Annotated in this window: 21 protein-coding genes; 13 read left to right on the top strand and 8 right to left on the bottom strand. The window is 57.4% G+C overall.

The features are described from left to right. The first annotated feature begins 119 nt into the window (after window positions 1-119). Complete coding sequence (locus ACYZUD_RS21290) at window positions 120-833, top strand: PqiC family protein (RefSeq protein WP_462020005.1); 714 nt, start codon at window positions 120-122, stop codon at window positions 831-833. A 235-nt stretch (window positions 834-1,068) separates the two neighbouring features. Here ACYZUD_RS21290 and ACYZUD_RS21285 read toward each other — a convergent pair whose 3' ends face one another. Further along, entirely contained in the window at window positions 1,069-2,595 is a 1,527-nt protein-coding gene (locus ACYZUD_RS21285; RefSeq protein ID WP_462020004.1) for an AhpA/YtjB family protein, read from the bottom strand. A 135-nt stretch (window positions 2,596-2,730) separates the two neighbouring features. Between ACYZUD_RS21285 and serB the strand changes: the two genes are divergently transcribed. Continuing rightward, window positions 2,731-3,945 (top strand): phosphoserine phosphatase SerB, encoded by a 1,215-nt coding sequence (serB, locus tag ACYZUD_RS21280; RefSeq protein ID WP_462020003.1) that lies wholly within the window; start codon window positions 2,731-2,733, stop codon window positions 3,943-3,945. Between the two features lie 288 nt (window positions 3,946-4,233). Continuing rightward, a complete protein-coding gene (locus tag ACYZUD_RS21275; protein ID WP_042932429.1) occupies window positions 4,234-4,635 on the top strand; it encodes a lectin OAA family protein in 402 nt (133 codons plus the stop codon). 57 nt (window positions 4,636-4,692) lie between these two features. Here ACYZUD_RS21275 and asd read toward each other — a convergent pair whose 3' ends face one another. From asd to ACYZUD_RS21260, 3 genes are read right to left on the bottom strand one after another with little or no spacing between them, the layout of a single operon-like run. Next, a complete protein-coding gene (asd, locus tag ACYZUD_RS21270; RefSeq protein ID WP_027922000.1) occupies window positions 4,693-5,553 on the bottom strand; it encodes an archaetidylserine decarboxylase in 861 nt (286 codons plus the stop codon). Between the two features lie 18 nt (window positions 5,554-5,571). Continuing rightward, on the bottom strand, window positions 5,572-6,387 hold the full coding sequence (locus tag ACYZUD_RS21265; RefSeq protein ID WP_462020002.1) for a rhodanese-like domain-containing protein: 816 nt from the start codon (window positions 6,385-6,387) through the stop codon (window positions 5,572-5,574). 42 nt (window positions 6,388-6,429) lie between these two features. Continuing rightward, window positions 6,430-7,968, bottom strand: coding sequence for an HDOD domain-containing protein (locus tag ACYZUD_RS21260; protein ID WP_462020001.1), 1,539 nt, complete (start codon window positions 7,966-7,968; stop codon window positions 6,430-6,432). Between the two features lie 166 nt (window positions 7,969-8,134). On the opposite strand from ACYZUD_RS21260, the gene motA reads away from it, so the two are divergent. From motA to ACYZUD_RS21235, 5 genes are all read left to right on the top strand, one after another. Continuing rightward, window positions 8,135-8,986 (top strand): flagellar motor stator protein MotA, encoded by an 852-nt coding sequence (gene motA, locus ACYZUD_RS21255; RefSeq protein ID WP_462020000.1) that lies wholly within the window; start codon window positions 8,135-8,137, stop codon window positions 8,984-8,986. Window positions 8,987-8,989: 3 nt separating this feature from the next. After that, window positions 8,990-10,015 carry a flagellar motor protein MotB gene (gene motB, locus ACYZUD_RS21250; RefSeq protein WP_462019999.1) on the top strand — a complete coding sequence of 342 codons (1,026 nt, stop codon included), beginning with the start codon at window positions 8,990-8,992 and terminating at the stop codon, window positions 10,013-10,015. A 467-nt stretch (window positions 10,016-10,482) separates the two neighbouring features. After that, a complete protein-coding gene (locus ACYZUD_RS21245) occupies window positions 10,483-10,752 on the top strand; it encodes a hypothetical protein (RefSeq protein WP_462019998.1) in 270 nt (89 codons plus the stop codon). A 143-nt stretch (window positions 10,753-10,895) separates the two neighbouring features. Continuing rightward, window positions 10,896-11,441, top strand: a complete 546-nt coding sequence (locus ACYZUD_RS21240; RefSeq protein WP_462019997.1) for a BRO family protein — start codon at window positions 10,896-10,898, stop codon at window positions 11,439-11,441. Continuing rightward, the gene (locus tag ACYZUD_RS21235) at window positions 11,438-11,761 is read left to right on the top strand and encodes a hypothetical protein (RefSeq protein WP_462019996.1); all 324 of its coding nucleotides are present in this window, start codon (window positions 11,438-11,440) and stop codon (window positions 11,759-11,761) included. Before ACYZUD_RS21240 ends, ACYZUD_RS21235 begins: the two co-directional genes overlap by 4 nt. A 118-nt stretch (window positions 11,762-11,879) precedes the next feature. Here ACYZUD_RS21235 and ACYZUD_RS21230 read toward each other — a convergent pair whose 3' ends face one another. The 4 genes from ACYZUD_RS21230 to rsgA form a co-directional block, all read right to left on the bottom strand. After that, window positions 11,880-12,365 (bottom strand): toll/interleukin-1 receptor domain-containing protein, encoded by a 486-nt coding sequence (locus ACYZUD_RS21230; protein WP_462019995.1) that lies wholly within the window; start codon window positions 12,363-12,365, stop codon window positions 11,880-11,882. After that, a complete protein-coding gene (locus ACYZUD_RS21225; protein ID WP_462003745.1) occupies window positions 12,365-13,324 on the bottom strand; it encodes a caspase family protein in 960 nt (319 codons plus the stop codon). Before ACYZUD_RS21225 ends, ACYZUD_RS21230 begins: the two co-directional genes overlap by 1 nt. A gap of 3 nt (window positions 13,325-13,327) precedes the next feature. Then, entirely contained in the window at window positions 13,328-13,735 is a 408-nt protein-coding gene (locus tag ACYZUD_RS21220) for a TIR domain-containing protein (protein ID WP_462019994.1), read from the bottom strand. A 211-nt stretch (window positions 13,736-13,946) separates the two neighbouring features. Beyond that, window positions 13,947-14,978 (bottom strand): small ribosomal subunit biogenesis GTPase RsgA, encoded by a 1,032-nt coding sequence (rsgA, locus tag ACYZUD_RS21215; RefSeq protein ID WP_046028394.1) that lies wholly within the window; start codon window positions 14,976-14,978, stop codon window positions 13,947-13,949. A 107-nt stretch (window positions 14,979-15,085) separates the two neighbouring features. Between rsgA and orn the strand changes: the two genes are divergently transcribed. From orn to ACYZUD_RS21190, 5 genes are all read left to right on the top strand, one after another. Then, window positions 15,086-15,628: an oligoribonuclease gene (orn, locus tag ACYZUD_RS21210; protein ID WP_008035288.1), complete on the top strand. Its 543-nt coding sequence runs from the start codon at window positions 15,086-15,088 to the stop codon at window positions 15,626-15,628. Window positions 15,629-15,810: 182 nt separating this feature from the next. Beyond that, the gene (locus tag ACYZUD_RS21205) at window positions 15,811-16,422 is read left to right on the top strand and encodes a trimeric intracellular cation channel family protein (protein WP_462019993.1); all 612 of its coding nucleotides are present in this window, start codon (window positions 15,811-15,813) and stop codon (window positions 16,420-16,422) included. Window positions 16,423-16,636: 214 nt separating this feature from the next. Then, window positions 16,637-20,569 carry a dermonecrotic toxin domain-containing protein gene (locus ACYZUD_RS21200; RefSeq protein ID WP_462019992.1) on the top strand — a complete coding sequence of 1,311 codons (3,933 nt, stop codon included), beginning with the start codon at window positions 16,637-16,639 and terminating at the stop codon, window positions 20,567-20,569. Window positions 20,570-20,724: 155 nt separating this feature from the next. Next, the gene (locus ACYZUD_RS21195; RefSeq protein WP_462019991.1) at window positions 20,725-21,723 is read left to right on the top strand and encodes a hypothetical protein; all 999 of its coding nucleotides are present in this window, start codon (window positions 20,725-20,727) and stop codon (window positions 21,721-21,723) included. A gap of 94 nt (window positions 21,724-21,817) precedes the next feature. After that, window positions 21,818-26,599 (top strand): RHS repeat domain-containing protein, encoded by a 4,782-nt coding sequence (locus tag ACYZUD_RS21190; protein ID WP_462019990.1) that lies wholly within the window; start codon window positions 21,818-21,820, stop codon window positions 26,597-26,599. The last annotated feature ends 18 nt before the right edge of the window (window positions 26,600-26,617 follow it).

Here is a 26,617-nt window from a genome sequence, read left to right as displayed (position 1 = left end):
GTCGGAACGCATATTCACGGATGATATGGCCTTTCAAGCGCCGGCGTGGCCGAGTGTTCTTCATATTTTTTGAGTATTTTCACTGTGGCTAGCCTTGTGGCAACCACCTGGATGGGACGATGACTGCTCTGCGCCTTCCTTTTATTTTGATGCTCGCTGGCGTTCTTGGCCTGGCGGGTTGCAGCGTTCACCAACCGGTGTCGCTGTATCAGCTGGACAGCGGAAGTCCGGCTCAGCCTGCGCAAAGCGCCGGCATGGCTGTATTGCTGGGCCCGGTAACGGTTGCCGACTACCTGCAGCGCGAAACGCTGCTGCAGCGTCAGCCGGATGGCAGCCTGCAAGCGTCGGTCGATGGTCGTTGGGCGGGCAGCCTGTCTTCCGACATCGATCAGCTGTTGCTGCGTCAGGTAGCGGGTCATCTGGACAGCCAGCGCGTGGTGCTGGCGCCTGCAACACTGGGTTTCACGCCGGATGTTCAGGTTCTGCTGACCATCACACGCCTGGACTCGGGTGAATCGCAACCGGCGATCCTCGATGCACAATGGCGCTTGATCGACCGTCGTGGTCAGGTTCGCGATAACCGCATCATTCATCTGCAGGAACAGCACGCCGGCGGTACGGCGGCTCAGGTTCAGGCTCAGGGTGTGTTGCTGCAGCGTCTGGCCGAGCAATTGTCGACGGCGCTCAAGCCGCTGGCCAATCAGCCACCGATTGCCGAAGCCCCAAAAAAGCCGGCTGCCAAGCCTGCGGCACCGGCGGCAGAGCAAGAGAAACAGCCGAAGATTCCGATGGCGTCGCCAATCCGGACCGATATGGAAGTGTTCAGGTTCTAAGCCTGGATTGATTCAACACAAAGCCCGCAGTGATGCGGGCTTTGTTGTTTCTGCAGGTTGGAGAGCGCTAGTGATGCTGATGGCCCTATCGCGAGCAGGCTCGCTCCCACAGTGGATTGTGCGTAGCTGAGATCACCTGTGGGAGCGAGCCTGCTCGCGATGAGGCCAGAGCAGGCAACAAAAAAGCCCGCAGACAATCACTTGTCTGCGGGCTTCTTCACATCAGGGCGGGCTGTTACGCCCGGCGCTCATGCATCCGCGCCAGTTGCCGCTCAAGCATCGACGGATAAGGCTCCATCAGTCGCTCTACGCAGCACGCGCCTTCAGGGCTGGCGATCGGCCGGATTCGCGCACGCTGACGGATCAGCGCGTCGTCACTGATCTTGCGCTCCACCAGCAGCAGGTTGCGGCTGTGTTGCGACAGGGCCAGGGCGTCTTGAGCGGTTTCGGTCAGGAGCAGATCGATCTGGCTCAGGCCGAACAGCTCATCACCCAGGGTCAGGCCCAGCTGCAATTGCAGGGTGATGCCGCTGTCGGCCACTTCGATCTGCAACTGATGACCCAGAGCCCGCAGCAGTTCACCGCAGCAGATGGCATTGGTCAGGTAGTCGTCGCCACTGTCTTCGGTATGGAACAGCATCAGCGTGCTGCCATCGTTCAGGGTGTGCAGTTCGCTCTGGTAGAGCGAGGCGGCCTGATCAAGGCAATCGCGATAGCGCTTGAGCAGTTCTTCCAGGCGCGCACGGGGCAGGCGACGCAGCTGATCCTGGGCGCCCAGTTGCACGGCCAGTACGGCGCTGTGTTGCGGCACGTTCGAGACCTGCGGTATTGCTACCGGTTTCGGTGCGCTCGAAGCCGATTCGTCACGCAAATCGGCAAACGCATCATCGTCATCATCGTCTTCAACGGTGCTGACGATATGCCGTGGCGCAGGTTTGAGTCCCGCGACAGGCTTGGTTTCATCGAAGCTCGGGTCTCGCAGATTGCGCACTTCGAAGGATGGCTCGTCGGCGTCTTCGTAATCGCTTTCGTCGTATTCAGGTTCGGGTGCGGGCTCAGGTTCGGCCGGCTCCGGCGCGAAGTTGGCGTGCAACTGGCGAGCCAGGTCGCCGATCTCGTCCTGACGATCGGTGGCCGGGGTGTATTCGTCGATATTGCGCAGCCACACCCGCAATTGCATCAGCGGCGTGGAGATGTGGCGACCCAGTCGCAGGCTCAAGGCCAGGGACAGGGCCAGCAGAATCGCACTCAAAATGCCCATGCTTTGCAGGCTGATGGTCATCGGCTGCTGGAACTGATCCATATCCAGGCTGATGCGCAGCTGCCCGGCGGTCACGTCCTGGAAGGTGATCTTGCTCTGGTACATGCCTTCGGCTTCGCCCAGCAGGCTGTGCTTGGGGCGCTGACCGGCTTCGGCGAGGATGCGGTTGTCCACGCTGTAGATGGCAGCGTGGGCCACCAGCTTGTTTTTGGTCAGGTTGTTGAGCAGTACGTTGAGGCTGAGGATGTCGTTGGACACCAACAACTCCGTGGCCGACGTGGCGGTCTGCGTGGTCAGGCTTTCGCCCAGCGCATCCGCCTGCTCGTGCATGGCCTGCTTGAACTGCAAACCCATCACACAGGCATAGATCACCAGGGCCAGAGCGACCAGGATCACGTTATGGCTGGCAATGCGCAATGCAATCGGTACACGGCGGTGGCGCAGTGCACGGAAGATCAGCAGAAAGAAGTTATCGGTTTTTACTGGCGTGGGCCGGTTCACTTGAGCTCGGCTCTTTTGTCCGTGAAGTTGACGCGCAGTATAGCGACAGGCCCTAGACCGGCAAAGCGCTCACGGTGCCCGATGGTCACTGAAAGTGGGTAGAATGCGGTTTTTTTCCACCTGCGGGGGTGCGCCTTGCGCGAAATCGTCCTGATAAACATCACGGGAGTCGACCGTCCGGGTCTGACTGCGGCCATTACCGGCGTTCTGGCCCAGGGTGGTGTGAACATTCTCGACATCGGTCAGGCGGTGATCCACGACACCCTGTCGTTCGGCATCCTGGTTGAAATTCCTGACACCGAGCAAGGCAAGTCGGTGCTCAAGGACATCCTGTTCACGGCTTACAAGCTCGATCAGCAGGTGCGTTTCACGCCGGTATCCGAAGAGGATTACCAGCAGTGGGTCGGCAACCAGGGCAAAAAACGCCACATCGTGACCCTGTTGACGCGCAAAGTGACTGCCGGGCAATTGCAGGCTGTGAGCTCGATCACCGCCAAATACGGTCTGAACATCGATCACATTGATCGTCTGTCCGGGCGCATGCCGCTGGACACCCCGGCTGACAAGGGCAAGGGCTGCATCGAGTTTTCCGTGCGTGGCGAAGCGGCTGATCCGCAAGCGCTGCGGGCCGAATTCCTCAGCGTGGCACAGGAGCTGAACGTCGACATCGCCTTCCAGGAAGATTCCCTGTTCCGCCGCAACCGTCGTCTGGCGGTGTTCGACATGGATTCGACGCTGATCGAAGCCGAAGTCATCGACGAACTGGCCAAGGCGGCTGGGGTGGGCGACCAGGTTTCTGCGATCACCGAGCGGGCAATGGCCGGCGAGCTGGATTTCCGTGCCAGCTTCAAGGAACGCCTGGCCTTGCTCAAAGGGCTGGACGTCAGCGTCCTGGACTCCATCGGCGCATCACTGCGGCTGACCGAAGGCGCCGAAACCCTGTTCGCCGAACTCAAGCGTCTGGGCTACAAGACGGCCATTCTGTCGGGCGGCTTCACTTACTTTGCCAAGCAATTGCAGGCCAAACTTGGCATTGACTACGTATTCGCCAACGAACTGGAAGTGGTCGACGGCAAGGTCACCGGCGTGGCGGTCGAGCCGATTGTCGATGCGCAGCGCAAGGCGGATCTGCTGAAGGAGCTGGCGCACAAGGAAGGTTTGCGTCTGGAGCAGACCATCGCTGTCGGCGACGGCGCCAATGATTTGCCGATGCTGGCGATTGCCGGATTGGGCGTGGCGTTCCGTGCCAAGCCGCTGGTCAAGCAGTCGGCGAAGCAGGCGATTTCCACGCTGGGGCTGGATGGCGTGCTGTATCTGCTGGGCTTCCGGGATCGTGACGGGCAGCTCTGAGTCTTGTATTGACTGATAGGGCCTCTTCGCGAGCAGGCTCGCTCCCACACTGGTTTTGCGTAAAGCAGAGATCAAATGTGGGAGCGAGCCTGCTCGCGATGGCCACGCCGCGGTCTTACAGATTCCCCCAGCCTTCGGCAGCTCCTACGGAAATCTACCGTTTGTCTGTCAGATGGGTGAGGTTCGGGCGTACTACTAATCTCACTGTCGTGCGACTGGATACGCACAGTCGTACGGCCTGCTGCCTACGCCGGGCAGGTCTCTTGTAACTTCAAGGAGATGAAGTTTATGTCTAGATATGTAGTGGCAAATCAATGGGGCGGTAGTTCGGCACCCTGGCATCCGGGCGGAGACTGGACGTTAGGTGCACGGGACAACCAGAACGTCGTCGCGATCGAGATCAAATCGGGCGATGGCGGGAAGAGCTTCACCGGCACCATGACCTACGCTGGCGAAGGTCCCATTGGCTTCAAGGCTCAGCGCACGGGCCAGAACCAGTACAACGTTGAAAATCAGTGGGGCGGTAACGATGCCCCCTGGCATCCGGGTGGCAAATGGGTCATCGGAGGTCGGGATAATCAGAACGTTGTGGCGTTGAGCGTCACCTCCAGCGATGGAGGTAAAAACCTCAGTGGTACCAATACCTACGCCAACGAAGGGCCGATCGGCTTCCGTGGACAGATAGAGTAACGGCACCACCGAAATGTCCGACCCCACGAAGACGTTCGTGGGGTTCGGATCAGTGGATCAGGCTTTCGGCAGGCCCATGCCCTGACCCATCTGCACCGGCGAACCCGCCGCCAGTTCTTCAGCCCACTTCACTTGATCCGGCCCGAACAGCACGACAGCGGTCGAACCCAGCTTGAAGCGACCCAGTTCCGCACCTTTTTCCAGATGGATCGGCGCGCGCGCAGCTTCGTCGTAGCGGAAGGTTTTCAGCTCGCGCTTCGGTGGTGTCACCAGCCCGGCCCAGACGGTTTCGATCGATGCCACGATCATTGCGCCCACCAGCACCACGGCCATCGGCCCGCGCTCGGTGTCGAAAATGCACGCCACACGCTCGTTGCGGGCAAACAGCTCCGGAACGTTTTCAGCGGTGGTCTGGTTGACCGAGAAAATCCGACCCGGAATGTAGACCATCTCGCGCAGGGTGCCGGCCAGCGGCATGTGCACGCGATGGTAGTCCTTCGGCGACAGGTAGATCGTTGCGAAGTCACCGCCCATGAATGGCGCGGCGTTGGCCGCATCACCGCCGAGCAATTCCAGCACGCTGAAACTGTGGCCCTTGGCCTGGAACACGCGGCCGTGTTCGATCGGGCCGAGCTGGCTGACGGCGCCGTCGGCCGGGCTGAGGATCGCGCCTGGTGTTTCGTCCAGCGGACGAGCGCCGTCTTTCAAGGCGCGAGTGAAGAACGCATTGAAGTGCTCGTAGGCGGTCAGGTCTTCGACCAGCGCCTGGGACATATCCACCTGATAACGCTTGGCGAACCAGGCCGTGAAGGCATTCTTGAACCAGCGCACGCGGCATTCGGCGATACAGCCGGCCAGTCGCGAGAGCAAGTGATGGGGCAGCAGGTATTGGCTGAGGATAAACAAACGCTTATTCATTAACTGTCCTTAAAAACCTTAAATCTCTACGGGCGTATCGGGATGGTTGCCCCATTCGCCCCAAGAGCCGGCGTAGCCTTTGACCCGCGGATAACCGAGAGACTTGGCCACCAGATAGGTGAAGCCAGAGCGATGGTGAGTCTGGCAGTGGGTAATCACTTCTTTGTCTTTGCTGATTCCGAGTTGTTCCAGGATCTGCGGCATGTCGGTGCGGATGCGCAGGTTGCGCGCCTGATCCATGCCCGCGGTCCATTCGAAATTGACCGCGCCGGGAATGTGCCCGCCCTTGGCTGCCAGCACTTTCTCACCGGAGTACTCCAGCGGCCCGCGCGCGTCCCAGATCGCCAGGTCGGCGGCGCCGAGACGGCTTTGCAGGTACTCGCGGGTGGCGGTGGGTTCGTCGTGCAGGGTCAGCGCAACCGGGCCGCCGACCGGAGGCGGGATCTGGATCGACATCGGCAAGCCTTCTGCCAGCCAGGCCGTCAGACCGCCGTCGACATAGTGGTAGTTGCTGTGGCCGATGACATCCAGCAGCCAGATAAAGCGCCCGGCCCAACCGCCACCTTCGTCGTCATAGACGACGTAGACTGCATCGAGGTTGTGCCCCAGTTCGCCGAACAACGCTTCGAGTGCCGCTTGCGGCGGCATCAGCCCCGGCGCAGGTGGCTGCCCGAGTTGCGTGCGTTTCGGATCGACAAAACGTGCGCCGGGGATATGCCCTTCGGCGTAGCGGGCGCTGCTGGTCAGGTCCACCAGAATCAGATCGCGGGCGTCGAGGCGAGGGAGCAAGTCGCTCGGTTCAATCACCAGCGGCAAGCCAGAGAAGTCAGACATGTGAGGTCTCCAGAGCACAAAAGGGACGATTGTAGCGCAGCGTCATTGGCCGCGCAGGCTAAAGCTGTGCAGGGCTTTCTCGATGCACTGCGCGGTTTTGCCGAAGGCTTGCACGGTGATTTCAGAGAACGGCCCGCCGCCCTGATCCGCCACCACGATCATGATCACCCGGCCGTTGTTGACCAGTGAGCGCAGCAGCAGGTGTTCGCCACCGAACTGTGAGCGCAGGCCGGCGGGTAACAGGGCGGAAAATTGCGCGTTGTTGGCCGGCGTCAGGCGCACCTGCGCCTGCTGCGAAAGCAGGCGTTGCAGCACGGTGCTCTGGCTTACCAGGACATTCAGGCCAGCCGCCTCTTTGGGCAGCCCGGTGGTCTGGTGCACACGCAGATTGGCGTGGGTACGATCGGCCATCAGGATCATTACTCGACGCATGCCGCACGCGACCAACGCGTCCCGGGCAGAGGTGGTCAAGTGCATGGCATTGGTGAAGCGACTCGGCTCCACCAGTAACTCGGCGCACTGCCGGCGCCATTTCGCCAGGTCTTCGGCGGTCGGCGCCGGTGCCGGCAGCAAACCCGCGTGGACGCGGTTCATGCCCCACGGCCAGAGCAGTGAAACGGCGGGGTGCCAGAGGTCCGGTATGGCGTGATGGTGGGCGCTGTTGACGGCCTGTTGGTGCAATTGCTGCTGCACGTCGTCCATCGGCATTTGCAGGTAAAGACTGGTCAGGTATTGCCAGCGCTGACTGTGAGGGCTGTCCCAGGCCTGTTGCGCCGACAGCGCCAGACCGTTGGCCAGCAGCACCGTGTTGGCCGGTTGATTGAGCCAGCGGCGCAGGGTCGGATCGTCATCGAGACGGTTCTGCTGACGCAGCGGATGATCGCTGTCGCGGGCGATGCGCAGGACTTTCACCAGCTCCCGTTGCTCGTTGAGCAGCAGCCGATAACCCTGCTGCACCCAGATCGGCAGGTGCCAGACGTCCACCAGGGCTCGGCAGATGTCCAGCAGGCGCACGCCGAACAATTGCTTTTCGACCTTGCGCGCCGACTCGCCTTTATGGATGACCCGCAGCTCCCATTCTTCGAGCAGTTGCGGATGGGTCAATGCCATGGGCCACAGCGGCGAAAGAAACAGCAGGCTGCCCCAGTGGATGTCCTGCCACAGCCGCGCCAGGCGACTGGCGAAAAAACCGTTGGCCTGTTGGGTGGCGTGCTGACTGATCAGTTGCAGCTGACGCAGGGCGATCGGGATGTCGGATGGCGGCTCGGCGGGCAGCCGGGCGAGCAGTTCTTCGGTGCGCTTCAGGCCGAGTCGATTGATCGCTACCTCAAGGTTTTCCGCAGGCTCGGCCATGCTGCCGTGGGTGTGGCGGTTGGCTTCGCGAATCACGCTCAAGGCTAGGGCCGGGCTGTCCTGCATCAGTTCGGCGATGTCGCGCAGTGAGCTGCGGCTATCGCGAATGGCCTTGCAGACGCGGTCATGACTGCCCTGAGGAACCGGCAGGCGCACGCCATCGAGAAGCTTGACCCAGCCTTCGAGAGTGGTCGGTTTTGGAGTTGGAACGTTCGTTTCGTTAGCCATGGTTGGACGCGATCACCGTCTGCATTACCTATGCCCGGAGCGGGCCAAATTGGCTTTTCGCCTGAACTGGCTATAGTCTGGCGCAGTTTTGCCGATAAGTAGAAGAAGAGATTTTTTAACTTCCGAATATGACCTTGAACCCGACTCAGTAAGTGCTCTCCTACCTATGGCTAAATTAATCGGCATCATCGTCGTATTCGCGAGCGTGCTCGGCGGATACGTGCTCTCCCACGGCAAGATTGCCGCCCTGGTCCAGCCCTTCGAAGTGTTGATTATCGGTGGCGCGGCGCTCGGTGCATTCCTGCAGGCCAACCCTGGTTACATGACGATGCACGTGCTCAAGAAATCCTTGAGCATGTTCAGTTCGCGTTTTAACCACACGTTCTATCTTGAAGTGCTGGGCCTGATTTACGAGATTCTCAACAAGAGCCGCCGTGAAGGCATGATGGCGATCGAAGGCGACATCGAAGACGCCGCTGCGAGCCCGATCTTCGCCAAGTACCCGGCTGTGCTCAAAGACGAACGCATGACCGCGTTCATCTGTGATTACCTGCGCATCATGTCCTCCGGCAACATGGCTCCCCATGAACTTGAAGGCCTGTTCGACATGGAACTGACCAGCCTCAAGGAAGACCTGGACCACCCCTCCCACGCCGTGAATGGCGTCGCTGATGCCATGCCTGGTTTCGGTATCGTCGCGGCGGTATTGGGTATCGTGGTGACCATGGCCTCCCTGGGTGAGGGTGACCAGAAGTCCATCGGCCTGCACGTAGGTGCGGCACTGGTCGGTACCTTCTTCGGTATTCTCGCGGCTTACGGTTTCTTCGGTCCGCTGGCCCACTCCCTGGCCCACGATGCCAAGGAAGAACTTAACGTCTACGAAGCCATCAAGGCCTCGCTGGTTGCTTCCGCTTCCGGCATGCCGCCATCGCTGGCGGTGGAGTTCGGCCGCAAGGTTCTGTACCCGGCCCACCGTCCTAGCTTCGCTGAGCTGGAACAAGCGGTTCGCGGTCGTTAAGTCATGGAAAATAACCAGCCGATAATCATCAAGCGCGTCAAGAAGTACGCGGGCGGGCATCACGGAGGCTCCTGGAAAATCGCCTTCGCGGACTTCGCGACGGCGATGATGGCGTTCTTCCTGGTGCTGTGGCTGCTGTCCACCGCCACCCCGGAACAGAAGCTCGCCATCGCCGGATACTTCAAGGACCCGATCGGCTTCACCGAAAGCGGTACGCCATTCATCATCGATTTGGGCGGCACGCCGACCCTGTCGCCGGAGAACACCATCAACCCGGAGGTGAAGTCCGAACCGCAGCCAGACAAAGTCATCGTCGACACCGAGCAGGTCGAAGGCATGGCCGAGACGGTGGAGAAGGAACGCCTCGAACTGTTGCTGCAAGAACTGCAGAACAAGGTTGAAGAGAACCCGCAACTGCAGAAATTCAAAGATCAGATCCTGTTCGAAATCACACCCAATGGTTTGCGCATCCAGATCGTCGATGCCGAAAACCGGCCGATGTTCGACTCCGGCAGTGCGCGCCTGAAGCCGTATTTCGAAGACATTCTGCTGGCCATGGCCGACACCATCAAAGCTGTGCCGAACAAGATCAGCATCAGCGGTCACACGGATGCCAAGCCGTACTCGGGCACCGGTGATTTCGGTAACTGGGAGCTTTCGGCCAACCGTGCCAACGCCGCGCGCCGTGCGCTGATCGCCGGCAGCTATCCGGATGCACAGGTAGCGCGAGTAGTCGGTTATGCCTCGTCAGCCTTGTTCGACCGCGATAATCCGTTCAATCCGGTCAACCGTCGTATCGACATCGTGGTGCTGACTAAGAAAGCCCAGCGTGCCATCGAAGGTTCGCAAGGTGCGGAACCGGCTCCGGAGCCGGCGCCGACGCAAGGGCAGGGCGGCCCGGGTGAAGTGCCCGCCGATCCGAATGCGTTGCCGGCGGATAAAGAGCCGTTGCCGGCGCATGAGCTTCGGGAGCGTTTGAATCTCTTTGATAACCCGGCGCCTAAACCGGCTGAACTACCCAAGCAGTGACCCACAAAAAAGCCGACAGCGATGTCGGCTTTTTTTTGCAGTTTTCACTGGTTTGGAAGCCACTTCATTTTCAGCGTGGGCACGGACCCTGTGGGAGCTGCAAGAATGAATTTACATCTGCCTGATCACGGTAAAAACCAAGAAATGAAGGCATGTCCGAGAAAGGTGTAGGAAGTCTCCGAGACGTATAAACCGGGTTTTTCTTCGCTTAAGGCTCGCCTATAGTTTGTCCGTCGCCGACGAATCGGTGACGGACCTTAGCCGGTCGTTTGAGAGGAATGCACGAGCGCCCGTATAATCGCGGCGCTATTTGCTGCCTGACATATCTGTCTATGGTGGCTGTGCGTGGGACACCTTCGGGTGTGCCGGGTTCCTCTGACCGGTCGGCTAACCCACGTACAGCTGCCACTCCATTCGATTAGCCGCGAAAAGGGTGGGAGTTTCATCTTTCAGAAGGAATTCATACCATGTCCAGATACCACCCGCTCCAAGGCAACTTCAGCGTCGGCCCGACGCTGTACATCGACACCGAAGCCCGCGCTTCCGATTTTCTTGAAACCGCCGTCCACCGACTCAAAGCCGCGCGTAATCTGCTCAACAGCGTCACCTGCCTGTGCGTCAAAGAAGCCGAAGGTCACGACCTGGAGCATTTCGCCAATGCTGCACACATGTTGATCCAGGACGGCTGTGATGCCTTGGATGTGCTGGGGTGGAAGTTGGAGAAAGCCGTACGCTGAAAATGAAAAAGCCGCGATAGTCGCGGCTTTTTTGTCACACATTTGGGGCTATACGGTCGGGCATCTGCCCTTCACTATCAGTCGGATATTTATTGTTGCAAGGCTTTCAAGATCGACGCCCTCTGACTGACCCGGAATTCGCTATGGACAATCAATCACTGCCACTGCTGCAACAGCGTTTCGACGTACTGGTACATCGGGTGCCTGATGAGGGCATTGAATTCTGGTTCGCTCGCGAGTTGCAAGAACCCTTGGGTTACGCGCGCTGGGACAATTTTCTTACCGCCATCAGACGTGCCATAGCTTCATGTGGAGCCACGGGAGTGGAGCCGACCGATCATTTTCGTGACGTCACGAAAATGATCGAGGTCGGCAAAGGTGGTCAGCGTCCAGTCGAAGACTTCATGCTCACTCGTTATGCCTGCTACTTGATTGCCCAGAATGGTGACCCGCGTAAACAAGCAATCGCTTTTGCTCAGAGCTACTTCGCGCTGCAAACGCGCAAGCAGGAGTTGATCGAGGACCGGATGCGCTTGCAAGCCCGCTTCGATGCCCGAGATCGTTTGCGTGAATCGGAGAAAGAGCTATCGCAGAACATTTACGAGCGCGGTGTGGATGATGAAGGATTTGCCCGTATTCGCCTCGAGGTGATGCAGCTCTGTTCGGTGGCAAGACTACTCAGGCGATGAAGGACAGGTATGGTGTCGTTAAGAGCCGTCCTCTGGCTGATTTTTTACCGACGCTGACTATTGCTGCCAAAAATCTGGCTAATGAAATAACTAATCACAATGTGCTACAGGTGGATTTGCAAGGCGAACCAGCCATTGCCAAGGAGCATGTCCAGAATAACTTGAGCGTCCGAGATATGTTGGAACAGCGCGGCATCAAGCCCGAGGAGCTTCCTGCTGAAGAGGACATACGTAAACTTGAGCGTCGCGTGAAATCTGAAGAGAAGAATATTGCCAAACAGGCGACCAAGCTGCCTGCTGATGATTCAGCTGATGTTTGAACTTAAATCTCACCAGGCTTACTGAGTTGGCAGTCGTGAATCGATTCCATCGGCGTCCATTGATTGGTCAGCATTGAAATACAAAAAAGCCGCGATCATCGCGGCTTTTTTGCGCCTGTCAGAAACCGCGCCGGATGCGGTTCTTGAGTTGGTCGTGGAACAGGTCTGCATTTCCTTTGTAGATGCCACGAACCGACTCACTGATTGATTCCAGCCCCATCGAGCGTTTGGTTATCACCTCCTCACGATAAGCATCAATGAAAAAATTGATGTCCATATCGCCGCTCAGTTTCGGCCATTTGTCGAGGTACAACGGTAAAGCGCTGGGGCCAACCTGGTACGAGCAGATGCGGCGATTGCTGATGGTCGCTTCTCCGATTTCGAACGGCACCCACCAGGACTGTGCGGTGTTCTCCGAAATCACGGCGAGCAAGTGCGTGCACGCGGTGATGTTGCGGGTGATGACCCCGGTGATGTCGTCAGTGGTCTGTGATTCCGGGTCCAGCACATCGAAGTAAGTCTTGATGTTGGCCTGAATCAGACGGGTGTTGATGGCGATGGCGTGGGGCCGATCGCTATGGCGGTAGCTGATGAATACGGGCATCAGAAATGTCCTTTGAGGGCGAGCTCGCGGTAATAGGCGCCGAGTGCTGTGAGGCGGCAACCGGTCGAGTTGATGGCGGCGTAGTACATGTGTTCGGCGTCCACCGGTTCGATCAGGCTGTGGCGGTTGCACTTTTGCAGTTGGGAGAAGACTTCGCCGTGCTCCGGGTCGAACGTGGCTTCGGTAGGTTCGTAGCTGGGGTCGAGCGCGAACATTGATTCGGCTTCGGCGAACCAGTCGGGCAGTTTGCGCAGAATCTCTTTAGGGATCAGCGGCGAGACTTCTCGCAATGAAATGAACTGCGACACATTGGTCTTGAACACCGGGCGCTGTTCCCACGCGTCGAGAGCGTTGTCGACAAATGAATAGAGGCTGCCGGGGGTAATCTTTCCCAATATGTTCGCGGCGCCGCCGTGCAAAGCTTGCAGCAACAGCCCAGTGAAGACGCCGTGGTTGGCGCCTTCCATCGCCGGCTCTTCCTTTTTGCACGCGGTGAGGATGGTCATGCCCTCGCACACCATGCTGCTTTCGCTGCGTAGCGCCCGCACTTCGCCCGCCGAGCCCGCCTGGCAGCAGTCAAGAATGATCACCTTGTTTTTGATCTTCACGGCTTTGGTCGCCCAATTCAGGATGTCGCTGATGCGAATTCCATCCTTGGCGGATTTGTAGTCCTGAGGGATCAGCATGCCTTCGTCCGTATCGACGTCGAAGTTGCCGTGACCAGCGAAGTACAGCAGAGCAACGCTGCAATCGCCTGAAAATAAGTCCTGGATATGCCCTTCGAGCTTTTCGCGGCTCAGATAATCTTCGGCGGAGGTCAGGACCAGGTTCTTGAAATTCGGATCGCCATTGGCGTCGGTTTTCAGCACCGAAGCCATGGCCATCGCGTCGTTGTTGCAACCACTCAATTGCGAAACATGGCTGTAGTTATTAATACCGATGAACAGTCCCTTGCGCATGGTTCAACCCGTCGCGTGAGTGCGAATGGCGCTGATGATGCTGTTGGTGTTCCACGCACACTCCGCGTGCGCCGCCCGGCGTACCACCGTGGAAATCCGCTCCGCACCAAACGGCTTGACCGCAATAATCACCTTGTTCATGCACTTGGCGATCTCGATTTCCTTGTTGATCCACTTGCTGTAGGTCGAATACATCCCCGCCATGATCAGCACTGCCGAGCAGAGCCGAATCTTGTTTTCGATGGCTTCTACAAGTTGTATATCCGTTTTCGCGCCGATGATCGGGTTGTCCGGTGGCACCGAAAAATTCTTGAACGTGAAGTCGGGCTTCGCGTTGAGCAGGCGGACCAGATTGTCGTGGGCGTCTGAGTAGTTCCACGAGTGGCTGATGAACAAATGATAGGTTTGCATGGATGTCCCTCGGTATCGCAATGTGCGAAGAGGGCTTGAATGTATGCAGTTGAAGGGCTGAAACAAGGGCTTCACGGTTAAAGAGAAATGCCCTTCAAGCAGGCGTGCGGGCGCCTTACAGAGATGTCTGATGTTTAAATTGGTGGGTTGTTTTGTAGATTGTTACAGCGGCCAGCCGTCCCATCAATGTCGGGGCGGCTGGCACGTCTGTTTAATAGCTGGTTTCCGGCAGGCTGGCGATGATCGAGCGGTAGCTGTTCATCCGTTGCTGTTGCACGCGGCCCTCTTCCAGGGCCTTGAGCAGGGCGCAACCCGGTTCGCGGTCGTGCTTGCAGTCGCGGAAGCGGCAGGTGCCGATCAAGTCGTTGAACTCGATGAAGCCGGCTTCGACGTCGGCGCGGCTGACGTGGCCCAGGCCGAATTCACGGATACCCGGGGAGTCGATCAACTCACCGCCACCGGGGAAGTGGAACAGTCGTGCGGTCGTGGTGGTGTGAGTGCCCTGGCCGGACAACTCGGACAGCGGGCCGACACGGGCTTCGACTTCTGGCAGCAGGCTGTTGACCAACGACGACTTGCCGACACCGGACTGGCCGACGAACACGCTGATGCGCCCGTCCAGTTGTTCCTGCAATTGCTCCATGCCATTGCCGTGGTGCGCCGAAACTTCCAGCACCGGGTAACCCAGTGTGCGGTAAACCGCCAGCAAGGCATTCAGCGCCGGGGCGTTCTGCTCGTCGATCAGGTCGAATTTGTTGAGCAGCAACAGCGGACGAATCCCGGCGTGCTCAGCGGCGACCAGATAGCGGTCGATCAGGTTGGCGTGGGGCTCGGGCAGTGGCGCGAAGACAATGACGATCATGTCGACGTTGGCCGCCACCGGCTTGAGCTGGCCACGGCTGTCCGGGCGGCAGAGTTCGGTTTTGCGCGGCAGTTGCGCCACGATGACGCCGATGCCCTGGTTGCCGGCACGCCAGACCACTTGATCGCCGGTGACCAGCGCAGGCAGGTTGGCGCGCAAGTGGCAGCGGAACACCTGGCCGGCCAACTCGCCATCGAGGGCTTCGACTTCGACCTGCACCCCGAAGTGCGCGATCACCAGGCCCGTTTGTTCCGGACCCAGATCGCCACCCTCAAGTGCCTCGACAGCCGAGGACTCGCGTTTGGCGGCGCGGGCAGCGCGTTCGCCCTGAATCTTTTCGATGCGCCAGTTTTGACGACGATTGAGTTGGCGTTTGGCCATGGGTGTTCCGTATCAAGAATGCAGCGATTAGGTAAAACGGCCGCGAGTTTAGCACGCCCGGTCACTTCCCTAGGCTAAACTGCGCAGCATTGCCTAGGAGCCGACACATGCAAAACCCGCAGAATCTGATCTGGATCGACCTGGAAATGACCGGTCTGAACCCTGATACCGACGTCATCATCGAGATGGCGACCATTGTCACCGACAGTGATCTGAACACCTTGGCCGAAGGTCCGGTGATCGCCATCCACCACAGCGACGAAATCCTTGCCGGCATGGATGAGTGGAATACCCGTCAACACGGTGGTTCCGGGCTGACCCAGCGCGTTCGCGACAGTCGCATCAGCATGGCCGAAGCCGAAGCCGAGACCATCGCTTTCCTGGAAAAATGGGTGCCGAAGGGCAAGTCGCCGATCTGTGGCAACAGCATCTGCCAGGACCGTCGCTTCCTCTATACCCACATGAAATCCCTGGAAAGCTTCTTCCACTACCGCAACCTCGACGTCTCGACTCTGAAAGAGTTGGCCGCACGCTGGGCGCCGGACGTGCGCGACAGCTTCAAAAAGGGCAGCACCCACCTGGCGCTGGACGACATCCGCGAATCCATCGCCGAGCTGCAGCACTACCGCAAGCATTTCATCAAGTTCTGATTGCGCGCCTCGGTCCCTATGTAGGAGCTGCCGCAGGCTGCGATCTTTTGATCTTGTTTCTAAAGCAAAATCAAAAAATCGCAGCCTGCGGCAGCTCCTACAGGGGATTGCGTTGCGCCTGCCCTCTTTTGGTGCCGCACCGAAATGGCTAGACTGCGCGCCTTCCTGCAAGGACCGCCACCATGTTGCTGATGCTCTACCTCATCGCCATTACCGCCGAAGCCATGACCGGTGCCCTGTCTGCCGGCCGTCGTGGCATGGACTGGTTTGGCGTGGTGCTGATTGCCTGCATCACCGCATTGGGCGGCGGCTCGGTGCGCGACGTGTTGCTCGGCCACTACCCACTGACGTGGGTCAAACACCCGGAATACCTGGTGCTGACGTCGATTGCGGCGATGTTCACCGTGTTCGCGGCACGCTGGATGCGCCACCTGCGCTCATTGTTTCTGGTGCTCGACGCGGTGGGTCTGGTGGCGTTTACCCTGATCGGCTGCATGACCGCGCTGGAAATGGGCCACGGCATGCTGGTGGCCTCGGTCAGCGGCGTGATCACCGGGGTGTTCGGCGGCATCCTGCGCGATATCTTCTGCAACGACATCCCGCTGATATTCCGTCGCGAGCTCTATGCCAGTGTTTCGTTCGCTGCGGCGTGGTGTTACATGCTCTGCCTTTATCTGCAACTACCCAGCGAACAGGCGATTTTGATCACCCTGTTTGGCGGCTTCCTGCTGCGGTTGCTGGCGATCCGTTTTCATTGGGAAATGCCAAAGTTCGTTTATAACGATGAGCAGTAAGTTTCGCTTATGGCGCAAGTTAAATGCTGGTGCGATGGCTTATAAAGGTGCGGTATATATGTAGCTCATGTTAAGTAAATAATTCAATAAGCTGTGGTTTCATTACCGCTTATAGGTCATTTATATGTCTGGGTTATTTACTGAAAGCACGCGTCCATCTCCACATCAAAACATGATAAAAAGTTCGATTCCGGATTGGTTGTCCCGTGCTCCCGTGGATAGACGTCTGGCGTTAAATAACGTCCGTGCGTTTATTCCTGATTGGTATCGCTCGGCGTCCACCGCCAGTCACGAGGTCTTGAAGCAGGCTGTTCAACGTGGCTGGGTGTCGCAAACCCGTGTGGACCGCCTGTTTGAGGAACTCGCGGACGTTCAAAAATTTGCCGAACCGTTGCTGCACCAAGCCTTGAAAGATCAGTTCGGGCTTGAGCTGGATGTCAGGAAAACATACCTGCGGCTCTATATCCCCAAAGGACTGCTTGTCGGTTATGACGTTAAAACGATTTCTCTTCTTGATGCCGCCCTGCATAACTTTGAACGAAAGGAGACAGCTGAACGTTACTTTGATAGTGCTTCATGTTTTATCACCGGCCTGACAGTCTCCGGGCAGTTCGATATTCTTTCTATATCACATCGACTGAGTGTCGCGGCATTTGCCTCGCTGTGTCGTCGACTTGATATCGGTGGTCGTTACAAGCAGCGACTTGAAGCGCTGCTACTGCCAAAAGACGCAGCGGCCAAGGCGATGTTGGCGCACAAGGTCATTGCCAGTCAGCAGGATCGATTCAGGATTGCGACACTCCTTGCGCGAATGAAGGGAGACATTAGGGAAGATGCCCAGACGATGCTGCTGGGGCTGCTCACCGCCACGCAGGCACCGATGTTTGCCGGAAAAGTGCTGCGCTATTACCAGTTGAGCATCATGGGCGCGAGGTTGACCGGTATCGTGTTGCTTTCAGCGGATCTGGAGCGTTCTGGCGACGTTGAACCGTTAATAGCCTATGTCCCCGAAGACCCTGAGCACCCGCTTAAAGCGTATTCCTCCACGACCGAATTTGCCGCCGAGCTGGCTCGTCAGCTTCGTTCTACCGGTTATCAGCGCTTTTTTGCGCAGTTCGTTGCTCACGAGCAACGAGGCGCTTTTTTCGCCACGCTGCACAATGTGCTGAACACGGTGAAATGGCACCCCCATCAGCCCGGCGATCCGCGTCCATCCTGGCGCGAAGCACCGGTTGCACGCCCCAGTCTCGGGCTGCAAGTGCAGAGCTTTCGAGGTGATCTGTGGACATGGTCGTATCAGTCCAGACTCGACAAAATCCTCAATGATGCGCGTGTCATGGCAGTGCCTACCGCGGACGAGGACCGCCAATCCCGTTGGGAGCAGTGGGACAGTCTGCAGAAAGTCGCCACCGTTGTGCTGGAGGTGGCGGCTCTGGCGGCGATTCCATTTGTGCCGTTTCTGGGCGAGATCATGCTGGCCTATACCGTCTATCAATTGCTTGACGACACCTTTACCGGAATCCTGGATTGGTCCGAAGGGCAGTTGATCGAGGCATCGGCTCACCTGCTATCAATTGCTGAAAATATTGCGCAGCTGGGAGCATTTGCAGTCGGAGGCCTGGCCGTTGGCAAGCTGCTCTCTGTCAAGCCCTCCGCCTTTGTCGAGACCCTGAAAATCGTCGATGTCGGCGCTGGCGAGAAACGCCTGTGGAACCCCGATCTGAGAGTTTACGAGCGCAGAGTCAGATTGCCTGCCGATTCTCGGCCTGACGGACTGGGTTTACACCGACATCAGGGCGCGTCGCTGCTGCCATTGGATGGAAAAGTTTATGAAGTAGAGCCCGCAGCAGGGGTGGATGTTTATCGTATCCGCCACCCGAACAGGCCTGATGCCTACAAGCCACAGCTCACTCACAACGGTGCAGGTGCGTGGGCCCACGAGGTCGAACGCCCCATGGAATGGCAGGGCGCACGGCTGTTTCGCCGTCTGGGGCATTCGGTTGCCGAGTTCTCCGATGTCACGGCAGCACGCATCCTGGCGGTGAGCGGCACCGACGAGGCGGTACTGCGCGACCTGCACGTTAACGCCCGACGCCCGCCGGCGTTGCTCGAAGACACCATCAGGCGATTCAGGGTCGATCAGCAGATCCAAACGTTCATCGCGCAGATGCGAAGCACCGATCCAGCGGTCTATGCGAAGGCTGATCCGCAGATGCAGGCGCAACTGCTGCAGGCTCAGGGTGTGAGCGTGCACGAGGGCTTGTGGCGCAGCGGCAATCTGGTTCAAAGCGTCATTGATTCGCTTGAGGATGCAGCGCTCAAAAAACTTCTGGGTGAAAGCACGGCATTTGGCGATTCATTGCCAGGCATCGACGTTCGAGCGGTCCGGTTGCGCAGCAGGATCGCCGGTTGGGCACAGGAACATCGCGCCGCCTTGTTCAAGGCTCGTGAAGACATGTTTGAGCTGAGCCGTGATAAAAACACGCGGCAGATGCGCCGGATTTTCCCTGATCTGCCTAAAACGATCGCTCAAGAGCTATGGCGCAACGCAAGCACCTCCGATCGCCTGCACATGCAAAACAAGCCCGGGATGACCAGACAGATGGCGCACGAAGCACTGTTCTATTTACGAGAGGTCCGCCTCAGCAGGGCTTGCGAGGGGCTTTACCTGGAGGCGATATCCAATCCGGACATCGACACGTTGGCGCTGCACATGCTCGAAACGCTGAACGGCTGGTCGCCCGGGATTCGTATCGAAGTGCGCGACGGTCAATTTGATGGCGAGTTGCTGGACAGCATCGGTCGCCCCGACGCTCCCATCAGAAAAGTCCTCGTCAGGCAACGCGGCCAATACCGGGCATACGATGGCTCCGGTGAGGAGCTGCATGGGCTCGACGATCTGTATAGCGCTGTCCAGCATGCTCTTCCAGATGCCCAGCGCCAGGCATTGGGGTTGCCTCATGCAGGGCAGGGTGCCGGGCTCAAGCAGGCGGTCAAGCAACAAGCGCTGTTGCCTCGTTCGCAGCTCAGGGCGTTGTTCGGCCAGCCACCTTTGGAGCCCGGTATCCGCTCACCCATGGGGCTTGCTGCAGGACGTTCCGGATATCTATTGGGCGGTGGCGATTTCGTCCCGGAGCAGACGCGTTCCGTCGAGCAGCGGCTTCAAGCGCTTTATCCGACGCTTTCTGAAGAAGATATGGCGACCTTGCGCAGTGAGCGATTGATCGGGGACCCCTTGCTGGCCGTCGCCCGTCTGGAAAACGAATACCTCTCGCTGGTCAATGATCTGGAGATTTGGCGTGTTGATGTGCCGTCCCGTCATCCGGCCACAGGCGCGGCACTCACCGATGACGAGATTTCCATTCAGCGCCAAGGCAGAAAATTGTTCGCGCAGGAGTTGCAGGCCAATTGGAGTCGCAGGCTCACGACGACTAATCGCTACACCCCGACAACGTTCGAGTTCGATCTGGACATACTGGGTGAGTTACCTGAGTTGTCGGCGGACTTCAGTCATGTTCGCGAATTGTCGCTGAGTAACGGTTCCCTGCATCTGAAAGGTCATGCCTTTCTGGCCAGTTTTCCCGAAGTTCGTTACCTGACCTTGTCGGGTTTCGCGCTGGAAGCTTTTCCCGTCGAGATCTATCAGATGAGGGAACTCATTACTTTGACCCTCGATGGATGTGAGGTTCTGCTTACGCAGGCAACCGTTGAAGGCTTGGCGCATATGGAAGGCTTGACGCTGTTGCACCTCGACAATAATCCGTTGGGGATGACACCGGATATTCGCTACATGAAAAAGCTGGACAGCCTCTATTTGAAACATACCGGTTTGATCGAAGTTCCAATCGGCTTGTTCGGGCTTGAAAACCTGGCTTTTGCTGATCTTAGATTCAATGAAATAACTATGTTGCCGGATGAGTTGTTTGAGGTTTCCGACGCGCGAGAGGTTAATTACAACTTTCTAAATAACCCATTGAGCGATATCAGTCGACTGCGGATTTACGCGTATTTTGAGAGTGCAGGGCTTGATAGAAAAATGATGATTCAATTTGATGATGTGCTGGAAGAGGACAGCGATTCGCAGGTGGGTAGTGAACCGGAAGATAGTGGGGTGGAGGGTGATGGGTTGTCGGAGGAAGAGTTTTGATTTAGATGTTTAGACTTGTGGTAATTACTGAGTTGAAGCGCTGATTTTTTCTTGTTATTGATTGGGTGTGAGGTTGTTCTCCGCACACTTTGGTGTGGAGGACAGTCTTGAATCCGGCCAGCAGGTCGATCTTAATGTGTAGCAAGGAATGCTTTATGAGTGATTTACAAGATCTGACAGCCGCTGTTGGGCGTAATAAAACAACTATCTCGAGAGTGTCCAGGCTGGAAGTTCGCTTTGAGGCTTCCGGTATAGAGTCAAAAAGAGTCTATGCCAATGGCAGGATGCAAGTGCGTGTCTGGATATTCGTCGAAGCAGTAGATGAAGACGGCGATACCGTGCAACTTGATTTCTACCCTGATCTGATCAGCGCAAGGCTGATTCACTATCACAACAGCGAACCGTTGGGGCATGCCTTGTATGAAGGCAACCCCGTGGCTGGCTGGAACGCCAGTCATTTCGAAAACAGGTACGCCCATGAAATGCCCGGAGGTATTCCGTCGGGTGGCACAGGGGGTGGCAGCAACGGAACGCCAGTCGAGCGCTGGGTATCGTCCTCGGTCGAAGGACAAGCACAAATCGCGGCTGAAGTGACCGTGCAAGGCAAGGTTTACAGAAGTAACAACACCATCAATCCGGACGGTAGGAAGATTAATAAAAGTGTCGTGATACAGGCTGAAAAAAGCACTGATTACAGCAGGGAACAATTCACGTGGGAGTCCCATGAAATTCGCGGATCGTTTAATAGTGATCTGTTGTTTCGATATGACTTGGGGCTATATCCCGGGGGTAGGCAGGTAAAGCTGCTCGACTGGAAAAGTGATCAATACGGATCCAGTGGTACTTTCCCTGTTACATTCTGTGATACAGGGCTGATTCTGGGCAGGGACGCACCAAGATCCTTCATGGGTGTGATTGTTCCTTCTCGGGCAACAGAAGTAGATGTTTATGTTTCCGGGTGGCACAGACTTGAAGTTAATCAGCGTTCTGGAGAACTCACAGTCATAAAGGGAACTCCCCCAAAATATGTTCGCAGTGAGGATGTGAGGGTTTCGCCTTATTTTTTCACTGCAATCGATGAGTTCGGCAATACACACGACCTGTCGCTGGAAATCGATATTTCAAATGATGAATTTATTTTGCGAAGAGGCTGAAATTGATTGGGCCAAGACTTTTGGTTCTGGTTTATGACGTGGCTTGAATGCTCGCGAGATGATTCAATATCTATGGAATTAGGGGTGTCTAACAATGGCGGTCACTGAAGTTTCGAGTGTCTACTCCAATGCGTTTAATTTTGATGAGTTTCTTGCCGGTGGGGTCGACCCTCGTACGGGTATTTACACCTGTTCGTTGACCTTGGGTGAAATAAAGTCCGGGGATTTGAACGGTCCCTCTTTGCCCATAAACTTGTCGTTCAATCCACTCAATAGTGCTGATACCGGTTTCGGAGCAGGCTGGTCAATGGCAATGACCCGCTATGACGTGACCAATGAGCTGCTCACGCTGTCCGGTGGGGGAAGTTTTAAAGCGAAGCAGACTGCAACCCGCCTGGTTTTCGATGAGTTGAAACTTGAAACGATCAAGGTCAACAGGCCTGCGCAAGGGCGTTTTGACGTCGTTCATAAAAGTGGTCTTCGTGAAGAGTTGAAGGTTTTCGATGCCCGTGATGTGGCGGTGCCGATGAGGATCGTTGCTGCCAATGGCGCCGCGATCATGCTCGATTACACCGCCATCAACGAGCAGCCAGTGCTGGTGGCCGTGAGGGATTCACAGCGTACCTTGTTGAAAGTTTCCCGCACCGAAGGGAAGGTTACGCTGACGCAATACCCCGGTACCGAGTGTGAGGCCAGTTTTGTGCTGTCGCTGGCAAACGATGCTGTGACATCCATTGATTTGCCTGTGGGCGGGTCGTGGTATCTGACCTATGAGCCTGTTGGCAGTATCCGTTGCCTGACGCAGGTTGATTCGCCGTTGGGCGCTCGTGAAATCATCGGCTATCAGGATATCGGGCATCAATTTCCGCCCGGTTCACCCATTCGCTCCATGCCCTATGTGATATCCCATACGGTATTCCCACGGCAGAACCAGCCTGCGATTACAAAGAGTTATGAGTTTTCTCAGAAGAATTTTCTGGGCTTCGACGAGGATGACATCAGGTGGTCGCCGGAGGGTGACACGCTCTATCAGAGTTCGTCGGATTATGAATACTCTTCGACCGAAATGCTGATGTCCGGCGACAGGGTCCACAGTTCTACTGTGCGCACCTACAACAAATACCATTTGCTGGTATCGCAGGTGACAGCCTGTAACCGGATGATCACCAACCGGTCGACGGAATATCACATCGAGCCGCGAAAGAATTTTCTCGATCAGCCTGCGCAATTTCGCCTGCCAAAAGTCCAGACTCTGCGCTACGAAAACCGTAAAACCGGAAAGTCACGTGAGGAAGTCACTCGCACCGAATTCGATGCGGCAGGCAATCTGCTCAAACATGTCGGGTCGGATGGCGTGACGACCCTGTCCGAGTTTTATCCCGCCACCGGAGCAGATGGATGTCCTGCTGACCCACTGGGATTTATCCGGTTCGAGAAGCAGAGAACCATCATCCCTGCATCGGGTGCACGTGCTGCGGCCTCTACCTTGACGCGCTATCGCCATGCCTTACAGCCCGGGTTACAAGGTTCGCTGTTGCCTGCCGTGTTGCCAGTCGAGGAAAGTTTTTATGACTTGGCCGCAAGTGGTGAAATCCTGCGCTCGAAAACCGAGCGGGTTTATTTCAACCAACCCGATGACCCGTTGCGCCATGGCTTGCTGCAAAAACAAACCGTTACGCAGAACGCCATGGCGACGGTTACCGCGTTTTCGTATGTGCTCCAAAGCAATCGGTTGGAGGTCCGGACCACCGTCCAGGGCTTCGATGGCACTGTCAAAACAGCGGCTCGAACGCTGTCGGCGCTCAACGGAATGAGTCTGGGCGAGCAAAGTGAAGACATCGGTGCCGTGGCCTTCGAGTTCGATGCCATTGGGCGGCCCCTGAGCCAAACCTTTTCGCCTGGCACGGCCAGCGCCGCCACTCGTCGCACGGTCTATCAGGTGGCCAGTAGTAAGGCACCTGCGACGATGCTCACGACAGATGTGGTCGGCGTTCAGCAGAAAGTCGCCTATGACGGCCTTGGCCGCGTGGTCGCCATCGAGGAGCAGGATTGCGATAACCCGGACGAAGCGGCGAGGACGCAATGGCGCGTTATCTATGCAGCGCGCCACGATGCGCTCGGCCGATTGGTAGAGCAAACGCACTCTGATTGGTGGGGAGGAGTTATCCGGCCCGTAAAAACCGGATTTATCTACGATGACTGGGGCCAGGTCAAAACCACACTCCATGGCGATGGACGCAAGGAGCACCGCGAGATCGACCCGGTGGCTCGGACCGAGACCCTGTGGCTTGAAGGCATGGGTAAGACGATCACGAGTCTTAATGATTTCGGTAAACCGGACCGAATACAGTCGTTCAACGTCAACGAAGAAAGCCTGGGCAAAATCGTTCATGAATATGACGGCCTTGGCCGGGCAATCAGTCAGACTGACCCTGTCGGCAACAAGACAGAGTATGAGTACGACGTGTTCAATCGGCTGTGTCGCAGCGTCTTGCCAGACGGTAGCGCCGTAGAGGCCGAATACGCGCCTCATAGTCATGAACCGTTACCTACCGAGGTGAAAGTTTCGGGCCAAAGCCTTGGCCGGCAGGCCTTCGATGGATTGGGCCGCTTGAGCGAAAGCACCGTGGGTGGGCGCAAGGTCATTGCCGGCTACGAGGCGGGATTCGGGCAGCCGGCCTGGCAGAAAAGTACCCGCGGGGAAAAAATCGAGTTTGTTTACGATCGAGACTTCGGTGGGCGATTGATGCAGCGCACGGCGACCGGGCTACTCGCCACTTTCACCTACAGCGCTGTGCATGGACAACCGACGAGCTGCGTAGAGCAAGGGCATGAAACCCGTTTTGAGTATTACCCTTCCGGACGCCTCAAGAATGAAATCACCGTCGGCGAAACCCTGGAGCAGACGGCATCTTATACGTACTCATTCAGTGGCCGGCCGCTGACCTGTGTTGATGTTCTCGGGAATGAACACAAAACGGACTATGACGAATGGGGACGTCCAACATCATTCGAGCAAGGCGCGCTCAAGGCGGACTTCGTCTACAACGCATTGGGCCTGTTGGAGCAGGTCAAGTCGCAGGACAAGCAGGCCAGGCAGTCCGTCATTACCCGCCTGACCTACGACGATCTGGGACGAGAGACATCGCGCAGTTTTCAGATCGGAAAGGCCGCCACTCAAATCCTGGCCTCAAGTTACACCCTGTCCGGCAAGCTGGCCCAGAAGGTGCTCAGCAGTGGTGACGAGGTCATTCGGGACGAGCGCTTCAGTTACGATCCGCGCGGCCGGTTGACCGGCTACACCTGTCAGGGTACCCAGCGGCCACGCGATCCCTATGGCAAAGAAATCATCGAGCAAACCTACGTATTCGACGCGCTGGACAACATTGTCAGTCTGCAAACCGAATTTCCCGGCGCCAGCAACACCACGACTTTTATCTACAGCGCCAATGACCCCACTCAATTGATCGAGGTCCGGCACTCTCGCGCCGATTATCCGCCTCCGGTCACTCTGCACTACGACGCCAACGGGCAGATGATCCAGGACGATCAGGCACGTACGCTCAGCTATGACCCGTTAGGGCGGTTGACGCAAATCGCCTCCGCGGCGGGGACTGTGATCCGTGGTTATCGCTACGATGCACGTGATCGGCTGATTGAACTGTCGCAACCGGCAGCAGCGCTTGCCCGGCGCTTTTACCAGGACGGACGAGTCATCAATGAGGTTCGTGGTGACGACCGGCGCACTTGCTGGCGCCAGTCCGGCATGTTGTTGGGTGAGCATCAAGCGGGCGCCGCAGTAAAGCTGTTCGGTACTGACCAGCAGCAGAGTGTATTGACCATCGTGTCGGATACGCAGCGAAGCGATATTGCCTATAGCCCCTACGGCTATTGTCCTGCCGAGGGCGGGATGTTCAGCCTGACAGGTTTTAGCGGTGAGCAGCTTGATCCGTTGACCGGCCTGTATCTGCTCGGCAATGGCTACCGGGCGTACAGTCCGACGTTGATGCGCTTTCTCAGTCCGGACAGCCTGAGCCCATTTGGTGCCGGCGGGTTGAATCCTTACGCTTACTGCCTGGGCGATCCGATCAATCGGGTTGATCCGACCGGGCATGTTTCCTGGCAGACGGCTTTGGGCGTTGGTCTTTCGTTGTTCAGTATTGCGGCGAGTATCCTGACCTTTGGCGCAACCACCCCGCTGGCGATTGCCAGCCTGACGTTGGCGTTGGCATCCGGGATTACCGGGATAGCAAGTGAGGTTGCCCACGAAGTTATGCCGCAATCGGAGCTGGGTGACGTCCTCGGCTATGTGAGCATGGGGTTGGGGTTGGCCTCTTTTGCGGCCGGCGCGGGGGCAGCAGCTCAGGGTGCAAGCAAGGTCGCAGGAGCGTTTCGGTCGGGTTTGAGCGGCGATTCCCGAGAGGCAGGCAGGGCGATGGCCAGAGGGATGAGCGGCGGAGCAACAAGGGCGGGATCATCCCGCACAACGGCTATGGCCGGCTCATCCACCCGGTCCGCAGAGGCATCGTCTGCAAGATGGACTGTGAAGTTTTACAACTCGCAGCGCGGCGTTCCTGGTTTTGATTCGCTGGATGATGTGAGCAAGGCAAAGTATTTTCGGTTCAAGAACGCTATCAAGGATGAGGGGCTGACGCCGAGCCAGGCAGCTGAGCAGTTAGGCGGAAAAACCTACTATAACGAAATGGTGCCGTTCAAATCCCCCAACCCCAGGCAGCTTCTCGAACCGAGATACTTCAATGACACCGGCTATACCGAGATCAGGCTTAACCAGGGTATGCGTCTGTTTTTTTATGTGAACAATGACACTCGAACGGCGACAATGTTTAAGTTTGGTCATACGGTAAGAGGTGGTTGACACCTATAGAGGGATAGC

Source organism: Pseudomonas sp. XS1P51 (assembly GCF_054897845.1).
Note: the sequence above shows the minus strand (reverse complement) of the source record. Positions and strands in the feature narration are given on the sequence as shown.